General features: G+C 73.4%; 21 protein-coding genes and 1 pseudogene. 13 read left to right on the top strand and 9 right to left on the bottom strand.

The genetic code is table 11. The features are described from left to right. Positions 1-23: 23 nt before the first annotated feature. Positions 24-1850 carry an AMP-dependent synthetase/ligase gene (locus CMS_RS06695; protein ID WP_012298733.1) on the top strand — a complete coding sequence of 609 codons (1827 nt, stop codon included), beginning with the start codon at positions 24-26 and terminating at the stop codon, positions 1848-1850. Between the two features lie 43 nt (positions 1851-1893). Here CMS_RS06695 and CMS_RS06690 read toward each other — a convergent pair whose 3' ends face one another. From CMS_RS06690 to CMS_RS06680, 3 genes are read right to left on the bottom strand one after another with little or no spacing between them, the layout of a single operon-like run. Continuing rightward, complete coding sequence (locus CMS_RS06690; RefSeq protein WP_012298732.1) at positions 1894-2385, bottom strand: peptide deformylase; 492 nt, start codon at positions 2383-2385, stop codon at positions 1894-1896. Positions 2386-2419: 34 nt separating this feature from the next. Then, positions 2420-3892 (bottom strand): mycothione reductase, encoded by a 1473-nt coding sequence (locus tag CMS_RS06685; RefSeq protein WP_012298731.1) that lies wholly within the window; start codon positions 3890-3892, stop codon positions 2420-2422. A gap of 3 nt (positions 3893-3895) precedes the next feature. Next, positions 3896-7297, bottom strand: a complete 3402-nt coding sequence (locus CMS_RS06680) for a pyruvate carboxylase (RefSeq protein WP_012298730.1) — start codon at positions 7295-7297, stop codon at positions 3896-3898. Between the two features lie 78 nt (positions 7298-7375). Between CMS_RS06680 and CMS_RS06675 the strand changes: the two genes are divergently transcribed. Further along, positions 7376-8188: a ParA family protein gene (locus CMS_RS06675; RefSeq protein ID WP_041464486.1), complete on the top strand. Its 813-nt coding sequence runs from the start codon at positions 7376-7378 to the stop codon at positions 8186-8188. Between the two features lie 195 nt (positions 8189-8383). Here the strand turns inward: CMS_RS06675 and CMS_RS06670 are convergent, their stop codons facing one another. The 4 genes from CMS_RS06670 to CMS_RS06655 all read right to left on the bottom strand — a co-directional run bounded on the left by CMS_RS06670 (position 8384) and on the right by CMS_RS06655 (position 11851). Continuing rightward, a complete protein-coding gene (locus tag CMS_RS06670) occupies positions 8384-8926 on the bottom strand; it encodes a MerR family transcriptional regulator (protein WP_012038569.1) in 543 nt (180 codons plus the stop codon). A 267-nt stretch (positions 8927-9193) separates the two neighbouring features. Next, entirely contained in the window at positions 9194-9895 is a 702-nt protein-coding gene (gene ftsR, locus CMS_RS06665) for a transcriptional regulator FtsR (RefSeq protein ID WP_012298727.1), read from the bottom strand. Further along, positions 9895-10377, bottom strand: a complete 483-nt coding sequence (locus CMS_RS06660; RefSeq protein ID WP_012298726.1) for an FHA domain-containing protein — start codon at positions 10375-10377, stop codon at positions 9895-9897. The genes ftsR and CMS_RS06660 overlap by 1 nt, the downstream gene beginning before the upstream one ends. An 88-nt stretch (positions 10378-10465) precedes the next feature. Then, a complete protein-coding gene (locus CMS_RS06655; protein ID WP_012298725.1) occupies positions 10466-11851 on the bottom strand; it encodes a C4-dicarboxylate transporter DctA in 1386 nt (461 codons plus the stop codon). A gap of 141 nt (positions 11852-11992) precedes the next feature. Between CMS_RS06655 and CMS_RS06650 the strand changes: the two genes are divergently transcribed. From CMS_RS06650 to CMS_RS06630, 5 genes are all read left to right on the top strand, one after another. Beyond that, positions 11993-13771 carry a sensor histidine kinase gene (locus tag CMS_RS06650; RefSeq protein ID WP_223842749.1) on the top strand — a complete coding sequence of 593 codons (1779 nt, stop codon included), beginning with the start codon at positions 11993-11995 and terminating at the stop codon, positions 13769-13771. Further along, positions 13768-14490 carry a response regulator gene (locus CMS_RS06645; RefSeq protein WP_012298723.1) on the top strand — a complete coding sequence of 241 codons (723 nt, stop codon included), beginning with the start codon at positions 13768-13770 and terminating at the stop codon, positions 14488-14490. The genes CMS_RS06650 and CMS_RS06645 overlap by 4 nt, the downstream gene beginning before the upstream one ends. A gap of 93 nt (positions 14491-14583) precedes the next feature. After that, positions 14584-15630, top strand: a complete 1047-nt coding sequence (locus tag CMS_RS06640) for a M4 family metallopeptidase (protein WP_012298722.1) — start codon at positions 14584-14586, stop codon at positions 15628-15630. After that, entirely contained in the window at positions 15631-15912 is a 282-nt protein-coding gene (locus CMS_RS06635) for a protealysin inhibitor emfourin (RefSeq protein WP_012298721.1), read from the top strand. Next, complete coding sequence (locus tag CMS_RS06630) at positions 15909-16769, top strand: DUF3097 domain-containing protein (protein WP_041464485.1); 861 nt, start codon at positions 15909-15911, stop codon at positions 16767-16769. Before CMS_RS06635 ends, CMS_RS06630 begins: the two co-directional genes overlap by 4 nt. A gap of 6 nt (positions 16770-16775) precedes the next feature. Here the strand turns inward: CMS_RS06630 and CMS_RS17845 are convergent, their stop codons facing one another. Next, positions 16776-17390: a substrate-binding domain-containing protein gene (locus tag CMS_RS17845; protein WP_223842748.1), complete on the bottom strand. Its 615-nt coding sequence runs from the start codon at positions 17388-17390 to the stop codon at positions 16776-16778. An 80-nt stretch (positions 17391-17470) separates the two neighbouring features. Here CMS_RS17845 and CMS_RS17840 point away from each other — a divergent pair, with 80 nt between their 5' ends. After that, positions 17471-17692, top strand: a complete 222-nt coding sequence (locus CMS_RS17840) for a hypothetical protein (RefSeq protein ID WP_223842747.1) — start codon at positions 17471-17473, stop codon at positions 17690-17692. A gap of 53 nt (positions 17693-17745) precedes the next feature. On the opposite strand, the pseudogene CMS_RS17835 reads toward CMS_RS17840, so the two are convergent. After that, a pseudogene (locus CMS_RS17835) lies at positions 17746-17847 on the bottom strand (hypothetical protein); the annotation flags it as partial. On the opposite strand from CMS_RS17835, the gene CMS_RS06620 reads away from it, so the two are divergent. From CMS_RS06620 to CMS_RS06600, 5 genes are read left to right on the top strand one after another with little or no spacing between them, the layout of a single operon-like run. Beyond that, on the top strand, positions 17846-19168 hold the full coding sequence (locus CMS_RS06620) for an extracellular solute-binding protein (protein ID WP_223842774.1): 1323 nt from the start codon (positions 17846-17848) through the stop codon (positions 19166-19168). The pseudogene CMS_RS17835 and the gene CMS_RS06620 overlap by 2 nt on opposite strands. Beyond that, complete coding sequence (locus CMS_RS06615; protein ID WP_041464484.1) at positions 19165-20118, top strand: ABC transporter permease; 954 nt, start codon at positions 19165-19167, stop codon at positions 20116-20118. Before CMS_RS06620 ends, CMS_RS06615 begins: the two co-directional genes overlap by 4 nt. Beyond that, positions 20118-20933 carry an ABC transporter permease gene (locus tag CMS_RS06610; protein ID WP_012298717.1) on the top strand — a complete coding sequence of 272 codons (816 nt, stop codon included), beginning with the start codon at positions 20118-20120 and terminating at the stop codon, positions 20931-20933. The genes CMS_RS06615 and CMS_RS06610 overlap by 1 nt, the downstream gene beginning before the upstream one ends. A gap of 7 nt (positions 20934-20940) precedes the next feature. Continuing rightward, positions 20941-22176: an ABC transporter ATP-binding protein gene (locus CMS_RS06605; RefSeq protein ID WP_012298716.1), complete on the top strand. Its 1236-nt coding sequence runs from the start codon at positions 20941-20943 to the stop codon at positions 22174-22176. Next, on the top strand, positions 22173-23810 hold the full coding sequence (locus CMS_RS06600) for an inositol monophosphatase family protein (RefSeq protein WP_012298715.1): 1638 nt from the start codon (positions 22173-22175) through the stop codon (positions 23808-23810). Before CMS_RS06605 ends, CMS_RS06600 begins: the two co-directional genes overlap by 4 nt. The last annotated feature ends 44 nt before the right edge of the window (positions 23811-23854 follow it).

Genomic DNA, 23854 nt, shown 5'->3' with positions numbered 1-23854 from the left:
TTTCCGGTACCGAGGGAGTTGCCGTGGAACAGCACACCATGCCCGCCGTCGTCGAGGCGAGACCCGACGACAACATCACCGACGTCCTGGTGCACCGGGTGCGCACGAGCCCCGACGCCCCGCTGTTCGCGCTGCCGGACGGGGACGGGGGCTGGAGCGACGTCTCGGCGGCCGAGTTCCACCGCCAGGTCGTCGCCCTCGCCAAGGGCCTGGTCTCCGCCGGGATCGAGCCGGGCGAGCGCATCGGGATGATGTGCCGGACGCGCTACGAGTGGACGCTCGTCGACTTCGCGGTCTTCTTCGCCGGAGCCGTCCTCGTCCCCGTCTACGAGACCTCCTCCCCCGGCCAGGTGCACTGGAACATGCAGGACTCCGGCGCGGTCGCGATGATCCTCGAGTCGGCCGACCACTTCGCGCGCTTCGACGAGGTGCACCCGGAGCTGCCCGCGGTCCGCCGCGTCTGGCAGATCGACCTCGGCGACCTGGGCAAGCCCGCCGAGCAGGGCGTCGACGTGCCGGACGCCGAGATCGAGCGTCGCCGGAACATCGCGGTCGGCTCGGACATGGCGACACTGATCTACACGTCGGGCACCACCGGCCGACCGAAGGGCTGCATCCTCACGCACGCGAACTTCGTCGAGCTCTCGCGCAACGCCGAGGTGGCGATGGAGGAGGTCGTGCAGGTCGGCGCCTCGACGCTGCTCTTCATCACGACGGCGCACGTGTTCGCGCGCTTCATCTCGATCCTCAACGTGCAGGCCGGCGTGAAGACCGGGCACCAGGCCGACACCATGCAGCTGCTGCCCGCGCTCGCGTCCTTCAAGCCGACGTTCCTGCTCGCGGTGCCGCGGGTCTTCGAGAAGGTCTACAACTCCTCGGAGCAGAAGGCCGAGGGCGCGGGCCGCGGGAAGGTCTTCCGGAAGGCCGCCGAGGTCGCGTACGCGCACTCGGTCGCCGTGGACGCCGGCTCCGTGCCGCTCGCGCTGAAGCTGCAGTACAAGCTCTTCGACGCGCTCGTCTACTCCAAGATCCGGCAGGCGATGGGCGGGCGGGTGCGCTTCGCCGTCAGCGGATCCGCGCCCCTCGGCCTCCGGCTCGGCCACTTCTACCGGTCGCTCGGCCTCACGATCCTCGAGGGCTACGGCCTCACCGAGACCACGGCGCCCGTGAGCGTGAACCTGGTCAAAGGCTTCCGGATCGGCACCGTCGGACCGGCGCTCCCCGGGGTCTCGACGCGGATCACGGACGATGGCGAGATCGAGGTCAAGGGCGTCAACGTCTTCGACGGGTATTGGCAGGACGAGGAGGCGACCGCGGCGGTCTTCGACGACGGCTGGTTCCGCACGGGCGACCTCGGCAGCTACGACGCCGACGGGTACCTCACGATCACGGGTCGCAAGAAGGAGATCATCGTCACGGCCGGCGGCAAGAACGTCGCCCCGGCCGCGCTCGAGGACCCCATCCGGGCGAACCCGCTCGTCGGGCAGGTGGTGGTGGCGGGCGACCGGCGGCCGTTCATCTCGGCGCTCATCACGCTGGATCCCGAGATGCTCAAGGTCTGGCTCGGCAACAACGGGCAGGACCCCTCGATGACGCTCGAGCAGGCGTCGCAGAACCCGGCCGTGCTCGCCGAGGTGCAGCGGGCCGTCGACGCAGCCAACGCCACGGTCTCGCGCGCGGAGTCCATCCGGAAGTTCGTCGTGCTGCCGGTGGAGCTCACCGAGGCGGCCGGGCACCTCACGCCGAAGCTCAGCATCAAGCGCCAGGTGGTGCTCGACGCCTTCGCCGACGTGATCACACGGATCTACGAGGCGGCCCCGACCACCGAGGGCCACTCGCTGGTCCACTGACGGACGACGACGGCCCGCGCACGCGCGGGCCGTCGGGCGGTCGTCAGAACCAGTCGGACTCGCGGACCTGCTTCATGGCCTCGCGGCGGCGCTGCTTGTCGAGCCGGTCGAGGTAGACGAGGCCGTCGAGGTGGTCGACCTCATGCTGGAAGGCCTGCGCGAGGACGCCCGTGCCCTCGATGCGGACGGGCTTCCCGTCGAGGTCGAGCCCCGAGATGACGGCCTCGGGGTGGCGCATGGTGGGGAACCAGAGGCCCGGCACCGAGAGGCAGCCCTCGTCGACCAGCACGGCCTCGCCGCGGAGCTCCTCGATGACGGGGTTGAGGACGTAGCCAAACGCCGGCCCGACGTTGTAGCTGAAGGCCCGGAGGTTGACGCCGATCTGCGCGGCGGCGACCCCGGCGCGGCCGTCCGGTCGCACGCTGTCGAGGAGGTCCTCGACCAGGGCGCGCACGCCGTCGTCGATCTCGTGGATCTCCGAGGAGACGGTCTTCAGCACCGGATCGCCGAACAGGCGGATCTGTCGTTCAGTCATTCTCTGCTTCCGTGGGTCCTGGTCGGGCGGCGGCTCAGGATCGACCGGCCCCCGCGGGCGCGTCGCCCCCACCATTCTCCCGTGCCCAGTCGGCCACCGCGGACTCGGCGGCGAGCAGCGCGTTCTCGACGATCTCCGTCACGGCCGGGTGCGGCCAGTACTGCGCCCGGGCGAGACCGGTGACCGGGTGGCCGAGGCTCGCCGCCATGAGGAGCGGCTGGATGAGCGCCGCGGAGTCCGAGCCGATGATGTGCGCGCCGAGGAGGGTGCCGCCGTCGCGCGGATCCACCACGAGCTTGCAGAACGACGTCGTGTCCTCGAGCGCCCAGCCCCAGGCCGTGGACGAGTAGGGCTGCTCGACGGTGACGACGGGTCCCGCCGCGCGCGCCTCCGCCTCGGTGAGCCCGAAGGAGCCGATCTGCGGGCGGGAGAAGACCGCCTGCGGCGCAGGCCCCGGCGCTCCCCCGATGAGGTCCTCCGGGTGCAGCAGGTTGTGCTGGACCACGCGGGCCTGGTGGTTGGCGACGTGCTTGAGCTGGTGGTCGGCGCTGATGTCGCCGAGCGCAAAGACGCCGGGCACCGGCTCGCCGCCCGCGAGCACGCGCTGCCGGTCGTCGACCACGATGCGGCCGTCGTCGTGCAGGTCGTAGCCGGCGTTCGCGACGGCGAGCGTGTCGGTGTTGGGGACGCGGCCGAGGGCGACGAGCACGGCCTCCGTCTCGACGAGGTGGCCCGAGGCGAGCCGTGACCGGAGCACGTCGCCGTCCCGCTCGATCTCCTCGACCTCGCAGTCGGTGATGACGTCCCACTGCGTGCGCGCGAGCGTGGTGAAGCGCGTGGAGACGTCGGCGTCGAGGTTGCCCAGGAGGTGCGCGGATCGGGCGACCTGCGTCACGTGCACGCCGAGGTGGCTGAAGACGTGCGCGAACTCGGCCGCCACGTAGCCGCCGCCCACGATGAGGAGCGACGTGGGGAGCTGGGCGATGCGCATGATCGAGTCGGAGTCGTGGATGGCCGGGTCGGGTGCGTAGACGGCCTGCAGCGGGCGGGGGCGGGAGCCGGCCGCGAGCACGACGCGGTCGGCGACGATCCGCTGGCCGCTCGCCGAGACGAGCACGCCGGGAGACTCGAAGCCGACGCTCTCGCGCAGCAGCGTGACGTTCTCCGAGCCGCTCTCGCGCCACTCGCGGCCGCCCTCGCTGATGGCGTCGATGCGACCGAAGACGCGCGCGCTGATGGCGGGCCAGTCGACGGCGTCCACCGACGCGCGGATCCCGAGGGCCGCACCATCCTGTGTCCCCGCGGCGACGTCCGCCACGTGCACGAGCATCTTCGTGGGGATGCAGCCCGCGTTGAGGCACGTGCCGCCGAAGTGCTCGCCGTCGTCGACGAGCAGCACGCGCTGGTCGGCGAAGCGCTCGTCGACGATCGAGTTGCCGGATCCGGCCCCCACGATCACGAGGTCGTAGCGCTGGTCCTGCGGGGTGTCGGTCATCTCGTGGCTCATCTCCTACTGCTCGACGACGACGAGCAGGTCGCCCGCGTCGACCTGCTGGGTGGTCGGCACCGCGAGGCGCGCGACGCGTCCCGCGACGGGCGACGTGATGGCCGCCTCCATCTTCATCGCCTCGATCGACGCGACCGGCTGCCCGGCGGCGACGACCTGGCCCTCCTCGACCTTCAGCGTGACGACGCCGGAGAACGGCGCCGACACGTGGCCGGGCTTCGCCGGGTCGCCGCGCTCGGCCGCGGTCGTGGGCACGGCGATGCCGCGGTCGCGCACGAACACGGGGCGGAGCTGACCGTTCATCACGACCATCACGGTGCGCATGCCCGACTCGTCGGCGTCGCCCACGGCCTCGAGGCCGATGAGGACCTCGACGCCCCGGCTGATCCGCACCGCGTGCTCCTGCCCCGGCCGGAGGCCGTGCAGGTAGTCGTCCGTGTCGAGCACGGAGAGGTCGCCGAACAGCTCGCGGATGGTCTCGAACTGCTCCGTCGACTGCGGGAACAGGAGGTGGTTCAGGGTGCGGCGGCGCGCGGCGCCCGGCACCTGGAGCGCGGCGCGGTCCTCGGCGGACAGCGGCGTGACGCCGATGCGCACGTCACGGCCCTGGAGGACGCGCGTGCGGAACGGCTCGGGCCAGCCACCCGGCAGGTCGCCGAGCTCGCCCGCCATGAAGCCGACCACGGAGTCGGGGATGTCGTAGTCCTGCGGGTTCCGCTCGAAGTCGGCGGGGTCGGCCTTCGCGGCGGCCAGCTGGAGGGCGAGGTCGCCGACCACCTTGGACGACGGCGTGACCTTGGGGATGCGCCCGAGGATCCGGTCGGCCGCGGCGTACATTTCCTCGATGAGCTCGAAGTCGTCCGCGAGGCCGAGCGCGATGGCCTGCTGCCGGAGGTTGGACAGCTGCCCGCCCGGGATCTCGTGCCGGTACACGCGACCCGTCGGGCCGGCGAGCCCGGACTCGAACGGCCGGTAGAGGCGGCGGACCGCCTCCCAGTACGGCTCGAGGTCGCTCACCGCGTCGAGCGAGAGGCCCGTGTCGCGCTCGGTGTCGGCGAGGGCCGCGACGAGCGCGGACGCCGACGGCTGGCTCGTGGTGCCCGACATGGGCGCGCTCGCCACGTCGACCGCGTCGGCCCCCGCGCGGCTCGCGGCGAGCAGGGTCGCGAGCTGGCCGCCCGCGGTGTCGTGCGTGTGCACGTGCACGGGCAGGTCGAACTCGCGGCGGAGCGCGGTGACGAGGCGCTCGGCGGCGGCCGGCCGGAGGAGCCCCGCCATGTCCTTGATCGCGAGGATGTGCGCCCCGGCGGCCACGCTGCGCTCGGCGAGCCGCAAGTAGTAGTCGAGCGTGTAGAGGTCCTCGGCCGGATCGAGCAGGTTGCCCGTGTAGCAGAGGGCGACCTCCGCGACCGTGGTGCCGGTGGCGAGCACGGAGTCGATGGCGGGCCGCATCCGCTCGACGTCGTTGAGGGCGTCGAAGATCCGGAACACGTCGACGCCGGTCGCGGCCGCCTCCTGCACGAACGCGTCGGTGACCTCCGTGGGGTACGGCGTGTAGCCGACGGTGTTGGCGCCGCGCAGCAGCATCTGGATCGCGACGTTCGGCAGCGCCTCGCGCAGCGACGCGAGCCGCTCCCACGGGTCCTCGCCGAGGAAGCGCAGCGCGACGTCGTAGGTGGCGCCGCCCCACGCCTCCACCGAGAGGAGCTCGGGCGTCGTGCGGGCGACGTACGGGGCGACCGCCACCAGGTCGCGGGTGCGCACGCGGGTGGCGAGCAGCGACTGGTGGGCGTCGCGGAACGTCGTCTCGGTGACCGCGAGGGCGGTCTGCGCGCGGAGGGCGTCGGCGAAGCCGCGCGGCCCGAGCTCGAGGAGCCGCTGCCGGGATCCGGCGGGCGCCGGCAGCCGGAGGTCGACGTCGGGCAGCTTGTCGGCGGGCCGGACGACCGCGGTGCGCGGCCCGTTCGGCTGGTTGACGGTGACGTCGGCGAGCCAGTTGAGGATCTTCGTGCCGCGGTCCTTGGACACGTTGCTGCGCACGAGTCCCGGCCGCTCGTCGATGAAGGACGTGCTGATGTCGCCCGCCTGGAAGTCCGGGTCGTCGAGCACGCCCTGGAGGAACGGGATGTTGGTGGAGACGCCGCGGATCCGGAACTCGGCCAGCGCGCGCTTGGCACGCGTCACGGCCGCCGGGAAGTCGCGCCCGCAGCAGGTGAGCTTCGCGAGCATCGAGTCGAAGTGGGGGCTGATCTGCGCGCCGGTCGCGACCGTGCCGCCGTCGATGCGGATCCCGCCGCCGCCCGGCGAGCGGTAGGTCGTGATCTTGCCGGTGTCCGGCCGGAAGCCCTGCGCGGGGTCCTCGGTCGTGATGCGGCACTGCAGCGCCGCGCCGCGCAGCACGATCGCGTCCTGGCGGAGGCCCAGCTCGGCGAGTGACTCCCCCGCCGCGATGCGCATCTGCGACTGCACCAGGTCCACGTCGGTGACCTCCTCGGTCACCGTGTGCTCGACCTGGATGCGCGGGTTCATCTCGATGAAGACGTGCTGCCCGGCGCGCGGCCCGTCGGTGTCGAGCAGGAACTCGACCGTGCCGGCGTTCACGTAGCCGATGCTCCGGGCGAACGCGACGGCGTGCGCGTGCATGGCGTCGCGGATCGCCGGATCCAGGTTCGGCGCCGGCGCGATCTCCACGACCTTCTGGTGCCGGCGCTGCACCGAGCAGTCGCGCTCGAAGAGGTGCACGGTCTCCCCCGTGGCGTCGGCGAGGATCTGCACCTCGATGTGCCGGGGCCGGAGGACGGCCTGCTCGAGGAACATGGTCGGGTCACCGAAGGCGCTGTCCGCCTCGCGCATCGCGGCCCGCAGCGCCTCCTCGAGGTCCTCCGGGCGCTCCACGCGCCGCATGCCGCGACCGCCGCCGCCCGCGACGGCCTTGGCGAAGATCGGGAACCCGATCCCCTCGGCCTGCTCGAGCAGCAGCCCCACGTCGGTCGACGGCGGCGTCGACGCGAGCACGGGGACGCCGGCGGCGGTCGCGTGCTCCTTCGCCGTGACCTTGTTGCCGGCCATCTCCAGCACGCCGGCGTCGGGGCCGATGAAGACGATCCCGTTGGCGGCCGCCGCGCGCGCGAGGTCGGGGTTCTCGGACAGGAACCCGTAGCCCGGGTAGATGGCGTCGGCGCCGCACTCGAGCGCCACGCGGATGATCTCGTCGACGTCGAGGTACGCCCGGACGGGGTGGCCCTCCTCGCGGTTCAGGTACGCCTCATCGGCCTTGAGGCGGTGCTGCGAGTGCCGGTCCTCGTGCGGATAGACCGCCACGGTGCGGGCGCCGAGCTCGACGGCGGCGCGGAACGCGCGGATCGCGATCTCCCCGCGATTGGCGACGAGGATCTTCTCGAACATGGCGGGGCCTTCCGTCGAGGGGGCTTCGGGACCCACGCGTTTAGGTCTTCCCAGAGTATCGACGGTAGCCTTTCCCACGTGCATGTACTGAGCGTCAGCTCCCTCAAGGGGGGCGTGGGAAAGACCACAGTGACCCTGGGACTGGCGTCCGCCGCCTTCTCCCGCGGCTTGAGGACCCTCGTGGTCGACCTCGATCCGCAGGCCGACGTGTCCACGGGCATGGACATCCAGGTCGCCGGCCACCTCAACGTGGCCGACGTCCTCGCCTCGCCCAAGGAGAAGATCGTCCGCGCGGCCATCGCGCCGAGCGGCTGGACCAAGGGCCGCTCCGGCACCATCGACGTCATGATCGGCAGCCCGTCGGCCATCAACTTCGACGGCCCGCACCCCAGCATCCGCGACATCTGGAAGCTCGAGGAGGCGCTCGCCAACGTCGAGGCCGACTACGACCTCGTGCTCATCGACTGCGCGCCCTCCCTCAACGCCCTCACGCGCACCGCGTGGGCGGCCAGCGACCGGGTCACCGTGGTCACCGAGCCCGGCCTCTTCTCCGTCGCCGCGGCTGACCGGGCGCTCCGCGCGATCGAGGAGATCCGCCGCGGCCTCTCGCCGCGCCTGCAGCCCCTCGGCATCATCGTCAATCGCGCGCGCGTCCAGTCGCTGGAGCACCAGTTCCGCATCAAGGAGCTCCGCGACATGTTCGGCCCGCTCGTGCTGAGCCCGCAGCTCCCCGAGCGCACGTCGCTCCAGCAGGCGCAGGGTGCTGCCAAGCCGCTGCACGTGTGGCCCGGCGAGAGCGCGCAGGAGATGGCGCGCAACTTCGACCAGCTGCTCGAGCGCATCATGCGCACGGCGAAGATCGGCGACTACGCGGAGAACGCCGCGCGCTGATCCGCTCGCTCCCCGGACGCCGCTCCTCCTCGAGGGGCGGCGTTCATCGTCCGAGGCGGATGCGCTCGGCCCCCTCTCGGATGAGGCCCTGATCGCGCACCGATGAACGGGAACGACCCCGCTGCGCGCCCAGCTCGCGGGCGACCCGTGCCGCTGCCCGAGGCGGGGCGTCGGCGGGTGGAGCGGGCGTCCGGCCTAGGACGCCTTGACGGCGCGGCGGGCAGCCAGCTCGTCGGTGGGGTCAACGGTCTGCGTGTCGATCTCGACGAGGGAGTGCTCGACCTCGCGGAGGACCTTGCCGACGGCGATGCCGAAGACGCCCTGGCCGCGGCTGACGAGGTCGATGACCTCGTCGTTGCTGGTGCAGAGGTAGACGCTGGCGCCGTCGCTCATGAGGGTGGTCTGCGCGAGGTCGACGACGCCGGACTCGCGGAGCTGGTTCACGGCGGTGCGGATCTGCTGCAGGGAGATGCCGGTGTCGAGGAGGCGCTTGACGAGCTTGAGGACGAGGATGTCGCGGAAGCCGTAGAGGCGCTGCGTGCCGGAGCCGGAGGCCCCGCGGACGGTGGGCTCGACGAGGCCGGTGCGGGCCCAGTAGTCGAGCTGGCGGTAGGTGATCCCCGCGGCCCGGGCGGCGACGGCGCCGCGGTAGCCCGCGCTCGCGTCCATCTCGGGGAGGCCGTCGGTGAAGAGCAGACCGAGGTCGTAGCGCCCGGAGTCCGGGGTGGAGTCGCTCATCGTTCTGCCTTCCACCCCTCAGCGCTCGCCCCGGTGGGGTTCGCGCGCTGCTCGGGTCGGTTCGTCGGGATCGTGTTCTCACGGTAGCGGGGCCCGCGGGCCCGATCAACGACATCCGGCGGAAGCGCCCGGCGTGTCGTCCCGGCCCTCCGCCGCGCCCCCGTCGGGGGTGCGCATCGACCGGTCCCGACGGATCCGTCCGGCGTGCGGACGTCCCCGTGCGGACACGTCAGCCTACCGGCCGCGCCCGTCCCCGCGAGCGCGATCTCAGGACGAGAGCCGGCCGAGCGCGGACCGGATGAGGCTCCCCCGGACGACCTCGAGCTGCGTGGCGATCTCGCGCGCCAGCTCCGCGGCGTGCGCGCGGCTGGACGCGTCGCGGCGGCGGGACACGGGCACCAGGGCCGACTCGATGAGGCTCAGCTCGCGCTCCGCCGCCTGGCGGAAGCCGCGGAGGTGGCGCGGCTCGATGCCGGTGCGCTGCAGCTCGACGAGCGCGCGCATCACCTGCAGCGCCTCCTCGCCGTACGCCTCGGCGGGCATGAGCACGCCGGCCGTGATGGCGTCGCCGAGGAGCGAGGCGGTGGCGCCGGACTCGCGCACGAGCTCGGCACGGCTGTAGCGGCGCTCCTGGTCGAGCATGGAGACGGAGGGGACGGGCGCGCCGCCGGGGAGCGCGGGCGAGAGCCCGGCGTCGAGGTCGTGCAGGTAGGAGCGGATGACCTTGAGCGGGAGGTAGTGGTCCCGCTGCATCCCGAGGACGGTGCGGAGGCGCTCGACGTCGGCGGGGCTGAACTTGCGGTAGCCGGACTCCGTGCGGGACGGCTGGACGAGTCCCTGCTCCTCGAGGAAGCGGACCTTGCTGTTGGTGAGATCGGGGAACTCCGGCGTGAGGCGCGCCAGCACCTGCCCGATGCTGAGGAGACCGGGGGTGCGGGCTGGCGTCGACCGGGCGGCGGACGCCGGCACTACTCGGCGGTCCGGCCGACGAGGTCGGTGCGGGATGCGTAGAACGTGAGGCGGAACTTGCCGACCTGCACCTCCGCGCCGTCCTGGAGGAGCGCGGTGTCGATCCGCACGCCGTCGAAGTAGGTGCCGTTGAGCGAGCCGAGGTCCTTGACCTGGAACGACGTGCCCTGGCGCACGAACTCCGCGTGCCGGCGGGACACGGTGACGTCGTCGAGGAAGATGTCGGCGTCGGGGTGGCGGCCGGCCACCGTCACGTCGGCGTCGAGGAGGAAGCGCGCGCCCTGGTTGGGGCCGCGGCGGACGACGAGGAGGGCGGATCCCGACGGGAGCGCCGTGACGGCGTCCTTCTCCTCGGCGGAGACGGCGCCGTCGAGGCCGGCGAGCGCTGCCCCGAGCTCATCGCGGAAGGTCGCCGTGGTGTCCGTGCTCGTGTACTGCTCGGGCACGCGCGTGGCGCCGTGACCCTCTTCGCGTCCATCCATGGTCGTACCTCCTGTGACCTGACAGCGTAACGGATCGGACACGGCCGGGACCACGGTGGGCGGCACCCGGGCGTGGCCCCGGTCCGGGTCAGCGGGTGGAGGTGCGCGGCTCGTCGCCGAGGTCGCCTGCGCGCGTGACGTCGGCCTCCAGGGCCTCCGCCGGGGCCTTCAGCTCGGCCTCGTGCTCGGTGCCCATGCTCTTCTCGTCGAAGGGGTCGCCTCCGCCGAGGACGAGGGCGACGCGGTCGGCGTCGATGCCGCGCGTCCACGTGCCGACGAGGAGCGTGGCGACCGCGTTGCCGGTGAAGTTCGTGAGGGCGCGGGCCTCCGACATGAACCGGTCGATGCCGACGATGAGGCCGACGCCGTCCACGAGGTCCGGCCGGTGCGACTGCAGGCCGCCCGCGAGGGTCGCGAGGCCGGCGCCGGTGACGCCCGCGGCGCCCTTGGACGCGATGATCATGAAGACCAGCAGCGAGACCTGCTCGCCGAGCGCCAGGGGGCTGCCGAGCGCGTTCGCGATGAACAGCGACGCCATCGTGAGGTAGATGGCCGTGCCGTCGAGGTTGAACGAGTAGCCCGTGGGCACCGTGATGCCGACGACGGGCTTCGAGACGCCCACGTGCTCCATCTTCGCGATGAGCCGGGGCAGCGCGACCTCGGAGGAGGACGTGGACACGATGAGCAGGTACTCGCGGCCCAGGTACCGCATCAGCTTGAAGATGCTGATGCGGGCGACGAGCCACAGCAGCGAGCCGAGGACGACGACGATGAACAGCGCGCACGTGATGTAGAAGCCGATCATGAGGGTCGCGAGGCTGATGACCGCCTGGAACCCGGTGGCGCCGACGACCGCCGCGATGGCGCCGAACGCGCCGACCGGGGCCACCCACATCACCATGCTGAGGATGCGGAACACGAGGATCTGGATGTTCCGGATCCCCTCGAGCACGGGCTCGCCGCGCTTCCCCAGCTGCTGCAGCGCGAAGCCGACGAGCAGCGCCACGAACAGCGTCTGCAGGATGCTGCCCGAAGTGAGCGACGACAGCAGGGACGTTGGGATGATCGAGAGGAGGAAGTCCGTCTCGCCCGTGGCCTCCGTCGAGCCGGCCGGAGCGCGCAGGCCGCTGAGGTCGAGGCCGTCGCCCGGGTGGATGAGGTTGCCCACCACGAGGCCGATCGCGAGCGCGAAGGTCGACATGACGATGAAGTAGAGGAGCGCGATCCCGCCGACGCGGCCGACCGTCGCGGCCTTCGCGACCGAGCCGACGCCGAGGACGATGGTGCAGGAGATGATCGGCGCGATCATCATCTTGATGAGGGCGACGAACGCGTCGCCGATGGGCTTCAGGGCCACGCCCACGTCGGGGGCGACGAGCCCGACGGTGATGCCGAGGAGCACCGCGATGATGACCGCGATGTAGAGGTAGTGCTGCCGGTCCAGGCGACGGAGCGCGGCGATGGGGTTGGTCATGGGACGTCCTTGTCTCGTGAGCGGCGCCGGCGCACGGGTGCGGCAGGCGGACTCCGCCAGGATGGCCCACGCGTGGGAGCGCTCCGGCGTTGTGTTCATAATGTTCCTGCCGGGTGCCGGCCGCGGACGCGAGGAGGCAGCATGGCGCGACGCGCGCTCGCCGACCGGCCCCGCCGCACGCGCCGCCCGCGGACGGGACGCCTGCGAATGGGCCTCCCCCGCGGGATCGCCGCGCGGCTGCTGGTCGTCCAGCTCGCGATCCTGCTGCTGGTCGCCCTGGTCGCCACCGCGGCCCTGTGGTCGGACTCGCGGCAGCGCGCCGAGCAGGCGGCGGCCGACCGGAGCCTCGCCGTCGCGACCACCGTGGCCGACTCGCCGCGGGTGGCCGAGGGGCTCGCATCCGCGGATCCCACGGGCGCCCTCCTCGACTACTCGCTCGACGTGACGCGCGACACCGGGGTCGACTTCGTCACGATCATGGACCGCGACACCGTCCGCGTGACCCACCCCGACCCCGACGAGATCGGCCGCAGGTACCTCGGCACCACCGGACCCGCGCTCGCCGGCCGCTCGATGACCGAGACCTTCACCGGGACGCTCGGGCCGAGCGTGCGCGCCGTCGTCCCCGTGCGCGACGCGGACGGCGGCATCGTGGGGCTGGTCGCCGCCGGCGTCACTGTGGAGCGCGTCACCGAGGTGCTCGGCGCCAAAATCCCGGGACTCGTGGGCACGGTCGCGGCGCTGGCGCTCCTGCTCGCGGCCGGCGCCGTGCTCCTCAGCCGGTCGCTCGAGCGGACCACGTGGGGCCTCGGACCCGAGGAGATGGCGCGCATGCTCGCGTACTACGAGTCGGTGCTGCACTCGGTCGGCGAGGGGATCGTGCTCGTCGACCGCGACCGGCGGCTCGTGCTCCACAATGACCAGGCGGCCGAGCTACTCGACCTCGAGCTGGATCCGGCTGCCGGGCCGGTGGGGATCCGCACGCTGGGCCTGCCGCCGGCCATCGAGCGGCTGCTCGTCGACGGGAGGACGGCCGACGAGGTCGTGCACCTGCCCAGCGGGCGCGTGCTCGTCGTGACGCAGCGGCCCGCGCTGCCCACCGGACGCACCGGGAGCGCGGCGCGGCTCGGGACGGTGACGACGCTGCGCGACCGGACGGAGATCCAGCGCCTGTCGGGCGAGCTCGCGACGCTCCGGACCCTCTCGGACGCCATGCGGGCGCAGACGCACGAGTTCGCGAACCGGCTGCACACGATCGTGTCGCTCATCGAGCTGGAGCGGCCGCGCGAGGCGCTCGACCTCGCGGCGTCGGAGCTCGAGACGGATCGGCGCGCGTCCGAGGGCGGGTTGGCGGAGGACGCGGATCCCGTCGTGCGGGCGCTCGTGCGCGGCAAGACGGCGCAGGCGGCCGAGCGCGGGGTGGCGCTGTCCGTCCGCGTGGCCGACGGCACGGGCGACCCGGGCGTGCCCGCGACCGAGCTCGTGACGATCGTCGGGAACCTCGTCGACAACGCCATCGATGCGGCGGCGGACCCGTCCGCCGCCACAGCGCGCGGGGACGACCGCGGACGCGTGGAGCTGTCGCTGTCGCGGACCGACGCGGGCGGGCTCGTCGTCGAGGTGGCGGACGACGGGCCGGGCGTGGATCCGGCGGTGCGGCCGCGCGTCCTGGAGTTCGGGGTCACGACCAAATCGGGCGACGCGGGGCCGCGCGGGGTGGGCCTCGCGCTCGTGGCGCGCTCGGCCGCCCGGCTCGGCGGGCGGGTCGAGGTCGGCGACGCCGACGCGCGGCTGGGCGGGGCGCGCGTGCGGGTCGTGCTGCCCGCGGATCCGGTCGCGCACGTCGCCGACGGAGTAGACGCGGACGCGGACGCGGACCGTGACGACGCCGACGCCCGCGACGGCGGGGTGCGCGCGTGATCCGCGTGCTGGTCGTCGACGACGACACGCTGACCGCCGAGGCCCACGCCCTCTACGTCGGGCGGCTCGAGGGCTTCGAGGTGGCGGGCGTCGCGCACACCGGCGGCGAGGCGCTGCGGCTCGTCGCGGAGGCCGGGCCCGAGGGGATCGACCTGGTGCTGCTCGACATGACGCTGCCCGACATGCACGGCCTCGAGGTCTGCCGCCGCTTGCGGGCTGCGGGGCGCGCGACCGACGTCGTCGCCGTGACCGCGGTGCGCGACCAGGCCGTCGTGCGCAGCTCGGTGACCGCGGGCATCGTGCAGTACCTCATCAAGCCGTTCACGTTCGCGGCCTTCGCCGAGAAGATGGCGGCCTACGTCGGCTACCGCGAGGGCCTCGGCGCGGGCAGCGGCAGCACCACGCAGCTGCAGGTGGACCGGGCGCTCGCCGCGCTGCGCTCCCCCGCGTCCGACGCCCGGCTGCCCAAGGGCATGTCGGCGGAGACGCTCGACCTCGTGCGCGGGATCACGCGGGGCGACGGAGCGGCGCCGACGGCGTCTCGGCGGCGGCGTCTCGGCGGCGGCGTCTCGGCGGCGGAGGTCTCGGGCGCGCTCGACGTGTCGCGCGTGACCGCGCGCCGGTACCTCGAGTACCTCGCCGACGTGGGCCAGGTGGAGCGGGTGCCGCGGTACGGGACGCCGGGCCGGCCGGAGCTCGGGTACCGCTGGACGACCTGACGAACCGTACGGCATGGCACGCGGTGGCGGGACCCCTGCGCCGGATCCACCGCGGCCCGTGACGATGTCGCCGCCCCGTGCGAGTCTCGGGTCATGAGACGCACCATCCTCCCGCCGTACCTGCTGACCCGCCTCGCCGAGGCCGACCCCGACCGCCTGTCCGCCGCCCGGCAGGCGGCCCGCCGCGCGCTCCGCGACCAGGGGCCGCTCATCCACGACCGACGCGGGCCGGGCGCAGAGCCGGACGCATCGGCGCTCGCGGACAGGGACCCGTCGGGGATCCACCGCACCGTCTCCGACGCCGGGAACCGCGAGGAGCTGCCGGGCCGCACGGTGCGTGTCGAGGGCGACGCCGACACGGGCGACGCCGAGGTCGACGAGGCCTACGCGGGACTCGGCGCCACGTACGCGCTCTTCTCCGAGGTCTACGGCCGGGAGTCGCTCGACGACCGCGGCCTGCCGCTGCTCGCGACCGTGCACTACGGCGAGGAGTACGACAACGCGTTCTGGGACGGCACCCGCATGGTCTTCGGCGACGGCGACGGCGAGGTGTTCGCGCCCTTCACGCGGTCGCTCACGGTCATCGGCCACGAGCTGACGCACGGGGTCACCGAGCTGACGCTCGGCCTCGTCTACCAGGGGCAGTCGGGCGCGCTCAACGAGTCCGTCTCCGACGTGTTCGGCGTGCTCGTGGAGCAGCACGCGCTCGGGCAGACGGCGGACGAGGCCACGTGGCTGGTGGGCGCGGAGCTGTTCCTGGAGCGGTCGACGGGCCTCGCGCTCCGCTCGATGCGCGCGCCCGGCACCGCGTACGACGACGACGTGCTGGGGAAGGACCCGCAGCCCGGGCACATGGACGACTACGTGGAGACGCAGGAGGACAACGGCGGGGTGCACATCAACTCGGGGATCCCGAACCGCGCGTTCTTCCTCGCGGCCACGGCCATCGGCGGCGCGGCCTGGGAGGGCGCGGGCCGCGTCTGGTACGACGTGATCGAGTCCGGCGCCGTGCGCGCCGACCCCGACTTCGCGGCCTTCGCCGGGGCCACTGTCGAGGCCGCGTCGGCGCGGTACGGTGAGGACGCGTCCGAGGTCGCCGCGGTCCAGGCGGCGTGGGAGGGCGTCGGGATCGAGGTCTAGGTGGAGATCGCCGTGTCGCGCACGGGCGGGGTGGCGGGCATGACCCGCACCTGGTCGGTGCGCGTGGACGACGACGCGGACGGCGTGGCCGACTGGAGCGCGCTCGTCGACGCGTGTCCGTGGGACGAGCTCGTCGCGCCGGCTCCCGGCGCGGACCGCTTCGTCTACCTCGTGCGCGCGGGCGACCGGGAGGCCCGCCTCGGCGAGGCCGCCGTCGACGGCCCGTGGCGTCGGCTCGTCGACCGGGTGCGCGACGCGTCCCGTGAGAGCCTCGGAGGATGACTCCGCCCCCCTTCGACGACGACCGCTACGGACAGGACGTGCTCGCCGCCGGCTGGCGCGGGCCCGCGAAGAAGGCCCCGCGGCCGCAGGACGCGACGCGCGACCTCGTGGTCGAGGAGCTGTCCACCGGGTTCTGCGGCGCGATCGTGCGCGTCGAGTCCGGCATGGTCGTGCTCGAGGACTTCCGTCGGAAGCAGCGCACGTTCCCGCTCGGCGGTTCCTTCCTGCTCGAGGGCGAGCCCGTCGCGCTCCGCGTGGCCCGCGCCGCGCCCGCCGGCCGCGCGCGGACGGCGTCCGGGTCGCTCGCGGTCGCCGACGCCAAGGCCCGCGTGGCGCTGCCCAGCCGGATCTTCGTGGAGGGTAGGCACGACGCCGAGCTCGTAGAGAAGGTGTGGGGCGAGGACCTCCGCATCGAGGGCGTCGTCGTGGAGTACCTCGAGGGCGTCGACCACCTCGACGAGGAGCTCGACCGCTTCCGGCCCGGCCGCGGTCGGCGCGTCGGCGTGCTCGTCGACCACCTGGTGCCGGGATCCAAGGAGAGCCGCATCGCCGAGGCCGTCGCGCGCGGGCCGCACCGCGCGCACGCGCTCGTGGTCGGGCACCCCTACGTGGACGTCTGGCAGTCGGTGAAGCCCGGGCGTCTCGGCCTCCGCGAGTGGCCCGTCATCCCGCGGAGCGTCGAGTGGAAGCACGGCATCTGCGCCGCGCTCGGCTGGCCGCACGACGAGCAGGCGGACATCGCGCGGGCGTGGCAGCGGATCCTCGGGCAGGTGCGCTCGTACCAGGACCTGGAGCCGGCGCTCCTCGGCCGCGTGGAGCAGCTCATCGACTTCGTGACGGATCCCGCGGGACGGTAGCCCGGATCAGGCGGGCGCCGCGGCCGTCTCGCCGATCCGCACGTGCACCGGGAGGACGACGCTCGCCGGCGCCCGGCCGGCGAGCAGCTCGCCGACCATGCGCCCGGCGCGCATGCCGCGGTCGTGCAGCGGCTGCTCGACGGTGGTGAGGCGGCGCTCGAGCCACGGCAGGTGCGCGCCGTCGAAGCCCGTGACCGTGAGGTCCTCCGGCACGCGCAGCCCGCGGGCGGTCGCGGCGCGGATGGCGCTCGCGGCGAGCATGTCGTTCTGGGCGAGGATCGCCGTCGGCCGCGACGGCAGGTCGAGTAGCACGCCGGCGGCCCGCTCCCCCGCCTCGAGGTCACGCCCGCCCGCCTCCACGCGGACGGCGTCCGGGAAGACGCTCCACGCGGCGCGGAGCCGCTCGCGGATCGTGCGGTTGACGATGTCCTCGAGGTCGCGGCCGACGGGCAGCACGGGGCCGGGCGGACCGTCCTCCTCGATGCGGGTGGTGCGCATCAGCACGGCGACGTGGCGGTGGCCGAGGGCGCGCACGTGGCGGGCGAGCTCGCCCATCCCGCGGGCGTCGTCGATGTCGACCACGGCGACGCCCGCGCCGTGCGGTCCCTCGACGCCGACCATGGGGATCCGGCGCGCGCAGCCCGGGCAGGAGCGCGTCCACCTCCTCGCCGCGGGTGAGGAACACCACGGCGTCGACCGGCATGCCCTCGAGCAGGGGCGCGGATCCCTCGCGCGGCTCGCGGCGGCCCGGCAGCAGCAGCTGGCCCACGTCGAGCTCGTCGAGCGCCTCGCTGAGGCCCGCCATCGTCGCGAGCGCGACCGGGTTCTGGAACGCCCGGCGGATGCTGCCCGCGACCACGACGCCCACGATGCCGGTGCGGCCGCTCTTCAGCGACCTGGCCGTGGGATCCGGCCCCGCGTAGCCGATGCTGGCCGCGGCCCGCAGGATGCGGGCGCGCGTGGCCGGCGTGATCGAGCCGGTGCTGCGGTACGCGAGCGACGCCGTGGAGGTGGAGACGCCCGCGAGCGCGGCGACGTCGGCGAGGGTCACGGAGGTGCGCGGCGAGTTCCTCCTCATGCCGCCCACCCTATTGACAGGAGGCTCCCCGGCAGGCCCGTTCGCCCTCGGGGACCTGGATCGCAACGTTCCGTTCACGTCCGGGCCACCGGAGGACCCGACCATCGAAACGATGCGATCCGCATCGCTCCCCCAGCAGAAGGACACCCGACCCGTGATCCCCCGCCGTTCCCTCCTCGCCCTCGCCGCCGCCGCGTCCGCCGCGGTCGCGCTCGCGGGCTGCGCTCCCACCACGAGCACGCAGGCCCAGGCCCAGAACCACGCCGTCACCGACGCGTCGGGCACCGCCCGCGTCTTCATCTCCGGCGACACCAACGTCAAGGCCCTCTGGGACGACGGGATCATCCCCGCGTTCGAGAAGGCGAACCCCGGTGCGTCCGTCACCACGACGCTCGACCTCCACGGCGAGCACGACGCGCAGACCATGGCCACGCTCACGAGCTCGGTGCAGGGCGGATCCGACCCCGGCTACGACCTCATCGACGCGGGCTTCACCGCTGCGGCCGGCTCCGGCGGGCTCCTCGCCCCCGTCTCGGCCGACACCATCCCGAACCTCGCGACCGTGCCTGACTCGACGGTCGAGTCCGGCGGCGGCTTCGGGATCCCCTATCGCGCCTCCTCCGTCCTGCTCGCCTACGACTCCACGAAGGTGCAGACCCCGCCGAAGACCCTGGCGGACCTGCTCTCCTGGATCCGGGACAACCCCGGCCAGTTCGCCTACAACTCCCCCTCCACCGGCGGATCCGGCCAGGCCTTCGTCACGACCGTCCTCGACACCCACGTCGACGACGCCACCCGCGAGAAGATGACGACCGGCTACGACCAGTCGCTCGAGAGCGCGTGGGACGCGGGCTTCGACGAGCTCAAGGACCTGAACGCCTCCATGTACCAGGGCGGCGTCTACCCCAACGGCAACAACCAGGTGCTCGACCTGCTCGGCACGGGCGCCATCGAGATGGCCCCGGTCTGGAGCGACCAGGTCATCACCGCCCAGAAGTCCGGCACGCTGCCGCCGACCGTGAAGTACGCGCAGATCTCCGACCCGGCGTTCACCGGCAGCGCGTCCTTCCTCGGCATCCCGAAGACGGCCGAGCACGCGGACGTCGCGCAGAAGCTGGCCGACTACGTGCTCTCCGCCGAGGGCCAGGGCATCATCGCCAGCACCATCGCGGGCTACCCCGTGATCTCGCTCGACCAGGTGCCCGAGGACCTCAAGGCCCAGTTCGCCTCGGCCGACCCGTCGACGCTCCGCCCCGGCTACTACAGCAAGATGGCGTCGGACATGTCGAACCTGTGGGACCAGAAGGTCCCCGGGCAGTGACGGACGTCCGGACGGCGGCCCCCGCCGCCCGGGCCGCCCGCGCGCGGCGGGTCTCCCCGGAGACCCGCCGCGCCGGCGTCGGCCTGGCTCTCGCCCTCCCTCCCGCGCTGCTGCTCGCGGTGTTCGTCGGGATCCCCGTCGTGCTCGCCATCGGCTTCAGCCTCGGCCACACGGGCGGGCTGAACAGCACGATCGCCCAGATCGGCCTCGGCACGCGCACCGCCACGAGCTGGTGGGGCACGTTCGACGCCTACGTCGACGTGTTCACGGACCCGCGGTTCCTCCGTGACCTCGGCGTCACCGTGCTCGTGACCGTGGTGTCCACCGCGATCGTCATCGCCCTGTCGCTCGCGATCGCGCTCAACCTGCGCCTCCGCGGCGGCCGGCTCGCGTCGCTGTTCGCCGGGCTCGCGATCGTGCCCCTCTTCATCCCCGTCGTCATCGCGTCGTGGGCGATCCTCACCTTCTACTCGGGCGACGGCTTCGTGCGCACGGTCTTCGCGCTCGTCGGCCTCGAGGGGCCGACGTGGGGCTACACGACCGTGGCGGTGGTGATCGGATCCGTCTGGACCAGCCTGCCGTTCGCCACGCTCATGGCGACGTCCGGCGTGCAGGGCATCCCCGACGCCATGATCGAGGCCGCCCGCGACGCGGGCGCATCGACGTGGGCCATCGTCACGCGCGTGCTCGTGCCGCTCGCCGCGATCCCGCTCGTCATCGCGACGACCTTCACGGCGATCGGCGTGCTCGGCTCCTTCACGGTGCCGTACTTCACGGGACCGAACGCGCCCAGCATGCTCGGCGTCGACATCTCGAAGTACTTCACGGGCTTCAACCACCCGCAGGAGTCGATCGTCATGGCCGTCGTGGTGTTCGTCCTCGCGTCCGGCATCGCGTTCCTCTACGTGCGGGCCAACTTCCGCTCCGCGAAGAAGGAGGGCCGGGTCTGATGCGCGCGCTCCTCTCCGTCCGCGGCTGGATCCAGGCCGCGCTGTTCGCGGTCGTCGCGGTCTTCATCCTCGGCCCGCTCCTGTGGCTCGCGGTGCACGCGTTCGCGACGAGCTGGGACTACCCGAGCCTCGTCCCCGCCGGGCTCACGCTCGACTGGTGGCGCGTCGTGTTCGAGGACGCCGAGCTCGCCGCGGCCGTCCGCAACTCGCTGTACTTCGCCCCCATCACGGTGCTCGTCTCGGCGCTCGTCTGCCTGCCGGCGGCCTACGCGTTCTCCCGGTTCCAGTTCCCGGGCCGGCGGATCCTGCTGGTGGGACTGTTCGCCACCAACGCGTTCCCCAAGATGGGGCTCTTCGTGTCGATGGCGTCGCTGTTCTACGGGCTCCACCTCATGAACACGATCACGGGCATCGTCATCGTGCAGCTCATCGGCACGGTCGTGTTCATGACCTGGATCCCGGCCGCAGCCTTCAGCGCCGTGCCGCGCTCCCTCGAGGAGGCCGCGCGCGACGCGGGCGCCGGGCGGGTGCGGACGTTCCTGCACGTGACCCTGCCGCTCGCGCTGCCGGGCATCCTCGTGGCCGTGCTCATGTCGTTCCTCGCCGCGTTCGACGAGGCGCAGGGCACGTACCTCGTGGGCGCACCCGTCTACATGACGATGCCGACCGAGATGTACTCACTCGTCCTCAACCACCCGAAGCAGGTCGCCGCCGTGTTCGCGATCCTCCTCTCCGTCCCCTCCGTCGCCCTCCTCCTGCTCGCCCGCCGCCACATCATGGGCGGGCGTCTGGCCGAGGGCTTCCAGATCCGTTAGGCCGGCCATGACCGCATCAGCACCCTCCCCCACGATCGCCGCCCCGTCGCGCCCGCACGACGACGGCACCGCGACGGCCGCCCCGTCCGGCCTCGTCGTCGCCGGGCTCGCCAAGGACCTCGGCGGCCGCACCATCGTCGACGACCTCCACCTCGACGTCGCGCGCGGCGAGCTCGTCGCGCTCCTCGGGCCGTCGGGCTGCGGCAAGACCACCACGCTCCGCATGATCGCCGGATTCCTCGAGCCCGACCGCGGATCCGTGGTGATCGGCGGCCGCGACGTCACGGCGTCCGGCCCCGACAAGCGGCCGAGCGCGATGGTGTTCCAGAACTACGCGCTCTGGCCGCACCTCACCGTCTTCAAGAACGTGGCCTTCCCGCTCACGCTGCGGAAGCTGCCCAAGGACGAGGTCGCCCGCCGGGTCATGGCGGCGCTCGAGACCGTGAACCTCGCGCACCACGCGCACTCGCGGCCCGCGCACATCTCCGGCGGTGAGCAGCAGCGCGCGGCGCTCGCCCGCGCGATCGTGCAGGAGCCCGACCTGCTGTTCCTCGACGAGCCGCTGTCGAACCTCGACGCGAAGCTGCGGGTGAAGGTGCGCGAGGAGATCCGCGACATCCAGCAGCGGCTGGGGATCACCACGGTCATGGTCACGCACGACCAGGACGAGGCGCTCGCCATCTCCGACCGCGTCGCCGTGATGCACCAGGGCCGCATCGAGCAGGTTTCCGCCCCCACCGAGCTGTACGCGCGGCCGCGGACCCTCGTGGTCGCGTCGTTCATCGGCAGCATTAACCTGCTGCCCGCGCCGCGCCTGCAGGGCACGACGCCCGAGACCCTCACGGCCGTCGCGCCCGCGGCCTTCGTCCCGACCTCGGCCGACGCCGACGTCTGGGCGGTCCGCCCGGAGGACGTCGACTACGCGCCGCGCGGGTCCCAGCCCGCGGCCGACGCGACCTCCGTGGTCGTCCGACGCGTGCTGCCGCACGGCCACTTCCAGGAGCTCGTGCTCGACGCAGGCGGCGTGGAGGTGCGCGCGCTCGTCACCGGATCCGCGCCCGCGATCGGCGAGGCCGGCACCGTGACGCTCCGCGAGGTGCGGCACTACCGGGACGGGATCCTCGTGCCGGACCGGGCGCCGGGCGCCGCGCCCGTCGCACCGGCTGCACCTGCTGCACCTGCTGCACCTGCTGCCACCACCGCGAGCGCGCCCGCCACGTCCGCGACGGACGACGCCCGATGACCGCGGCGACCGCCCACCGCGGCGACTCCTCCCGGCACCGCGAGAACACGCTCACGGCCATCCGCTCGGCGGCCGAGGCCGGAGCGCGCACGATCGAGGTCGACGTCCACGTCACGCGCGACGGCCACGTCGTCCTCCTCCACGACGACACGCTCGAGCGCCTCTGGGGCGTCGACGCGCGGATCGCGGACCTCGACCTCGCTGACGCGCGGGCGCTCGGCGGCGGCTCCTCACGGATCCCGCTGCTGGCCGAGGCGCTCGAGCTCCTCGCGGGCACCGACGTCGAGCTCGTGATCGACATGGCGTCAGGGGATCCGGCCGCCGCCGCCCACGCGGTCGTCGCCGCGGCGCCGCGCACGCCGCGGGTCGCCTGGTGCGGGCACCTCGACGGCATGCGCGTGATCCGCGAGCTCGACCCGGCCGCCGTCATCTGGCTGCCGTGGTCCGACCCGCAGCCGCCCACCGCCGACGACCTGGCCGAGCTCCGGCCCGCGGTGGTCAACATGCCGCACCTCGTCGTCGGCCGCGCGCTGGTCGACGCCGTCCACGGGCTGGGCGCCCGGGTGGCCGCCTGGACCGTCGACGAGCCCGCCCAGATGGAGTGGCTGGCGTCGATCGGCGTGGACGCGATCACCACGAACGAGCTGACGACGCTCCTCGAGGTGCTCGCGCGCCGGCGGGCCGACCCCGCCGCGGCGGACGCCCGTGCGACCGCCCCCGAGGCGGAGCGGACCCGGGCCCGGGCCGCGGCGCGCGACCTCGCCGCGCGCGCCGTGCACCACGTCCGCTCGCACGCGGTCGGCGCGGTCACGACGAAGGCGAATCCCGCCGACCACGTGACGGAGATCGACCGGGCCGTCGAGCGCGACGTGCGCGCGGTGGTCGGCGCGCAGTTCCCGCACCACGTGCTCGTCGGCGAGGAGTACGGCGGCGAGGCCGTGCCCGGTCGCCCGTGCTGGTACCTCGACCCCGTCGACGGCACCGCGAACCTCGCGAACGGCGTGCCGTGGACGAGCTTCTCGCTGGCCCTCGTGGTCGACGGCGAGCCCGTCGTGGGCGTCGTCGCGGATCCCTGGCGCGGCACGGTCGTCGAGGCCGCGGCCGGCGAGGGCACCTGGTCCGCCGACGCGCGCCTCGACCTGGCGGCGACGCCCGGCGGCGTGCACGCGCCCGACGCGGATCCGCTCCGCGGCCGGATGGTGAGCACCGAGCTCGCCGGGCACGCGCCGTGGCCCGGGATGCTGCCGCTGCTCGACGCGCTCGCCGCGCGCTACTGCACCACGCGGATCATGGGTTCCGGCACCCTCACGGTCGCCGGCATCGCGCTCGGCCACGGCGCGGGCGCGGTCATCGGCTCGTTCGGGCCGGTCGACCACCTCGCGGCGACGCTCATCGTGCGCGAGGCGGGCGGCGTGGTGCTCGACGCGGACGGCGAGGACACGCTGTTCCCGGCGTCGGGCGGCGTGCTCGCCGCACGCCACCGCAGGACCGCCGAGGCCCTGCACACGCTCTGGCGCGCCGGGGTCGTGGACGCGACCTCGGCGGCGCTCCCGTCGGCCGAGCCGACCGGATCCGCTCCGGCCGAGCCCGCTCCGGCCGAGCCCGCTCCGGCCGAGCCCGCTCCGGCCGCCTAGCTGTACTCGGCCGTGACGTTGGTGACACTTCGGGGCGTGTGAAG

The sequence above is a fragment of the Clavibacter sepedonicus genome, assembly GCF_000069225.1.
Taxonomy (GTDB): domain Bacteria; phylum Actinomycetota; class Actinomycetes; order Actinomycetales; family Microbacteriaceae; genus Clavibacter; species Clavibacter sepedonicus.
Note: the sequence above shows the minus strand (reverse complement) of the source record. Positions and strands in the feature narration are given on the sequence as shown.

Excerpts from the sequence above, each read along its gene's own strand:
- CMS_RS06680 (WP_012298730.1), bottom strand. The coding sequence starts at position 7,297 with ATGTTCGAGAAGATCCTCGTCGCCAATCGCGGGGAGATCGCGATCCGC.
- CMS_RS06630 (WP_041464485.1), top strand. The coding sequence starts at position 15,909 with ATGACTCCGCCCCCCTTCGACGACGACCGCTACGGACAGGACGTGCTC.
- CMS_RS06670 (WP_012038569.1), bottom strand. The coding sequence starts at position 8,926 with ATGAGCGACTCCACCCCGGACTCCGGGCGCTACGACCTCGGTCTGCTC.
- CMS_RS17845 (WP_223842748.1), bottom strand. The coding sequence starts at position 17,390 with ATGGTCGGCGTCGAGGGACCGCACGGCGCGGGCGTCGCCGTGGTCGAC.
- CMS_RS06690 (WP_012298732.1), bottom strand. The coding sequence starts at position 2,385 with ATGACTGAACGACAGATCCGCCTGTTCGGCGATCCGGTGCTGAAGACC.
- CMS_RS06685 (WP_012298731.1), bottom strand. The coding sequence starts at position 3,892 with ATGAGCCACGAGATGACCGACACCCCGCAGGACCAGCGCTACGACCTC.
- CMS_RS06650 (WP_223842749.1), top strand. The coding sequence starts at position 11,993 with ATGGCGCGACGCGCGCTCGCCGACCGGCCCCGCCGCACGCGCCGCCCG.
- CMS_RS06655 (WP_012298725.1), bottom strand. The coding sequence starts at position 11,851 with ATGACCAACCCCATCGCCGCGCTCCGTCGCCTGGACCGGCAGCACTAC.
- CMS_RS06610 (WP_012298717.1), top strand. The coding sequence starts at position 20,118 with ATGCGCGCGCTCCTCTCCGTCCGCGGCTGGATCCAGGCCGCGCTGTTC.
- CMS_RS06660 (WP_012298726.1), bottom strand. The coding sequence starts at position 10,377 with ATGGATGGACGCGAAGAGGGTCACGGCGCCACGCGCGTGCCCGAGCAG.
- CMS_RS06605 (WP_012298716.1), top strand. The coding sequence starts at position 20,941 with ATGACCGCATCAGCACCCTCCCCCACGATCGCCGCCCCGTCGCGCCCG.
- CMS_RS06640 (WP_012298722.1), top strand. The coding sequence starts at position 14,584 with ATGAGACGCACCATCCTCCCGCCGTACCTGCTGACCCGCCTCGCCGAG.
- CMS_RS17840 (WP_223842747.1), top strand. The coding sequence starts at position 17,471 with ATGCCCTCGAGCAGGGGCGCGGATCCCTCGCGCGGCTCGCGGCGGCCC.
- CMS_RS06600 (WP_012298715.1), top strand. The coding sequence starts at position 22,173 with ATGACCGCGGCGACCGCCCACCGCGGCGACTCCTCCCGGCACCGCGAG.
- CMS_RS06620 (WP_223842774.1), top strand. The coding sequence starts at position 17,846 with ATGCCGCCCACCCTATTGACAGGAGGCTCCCCGGCAGGCCCGTTCGCC.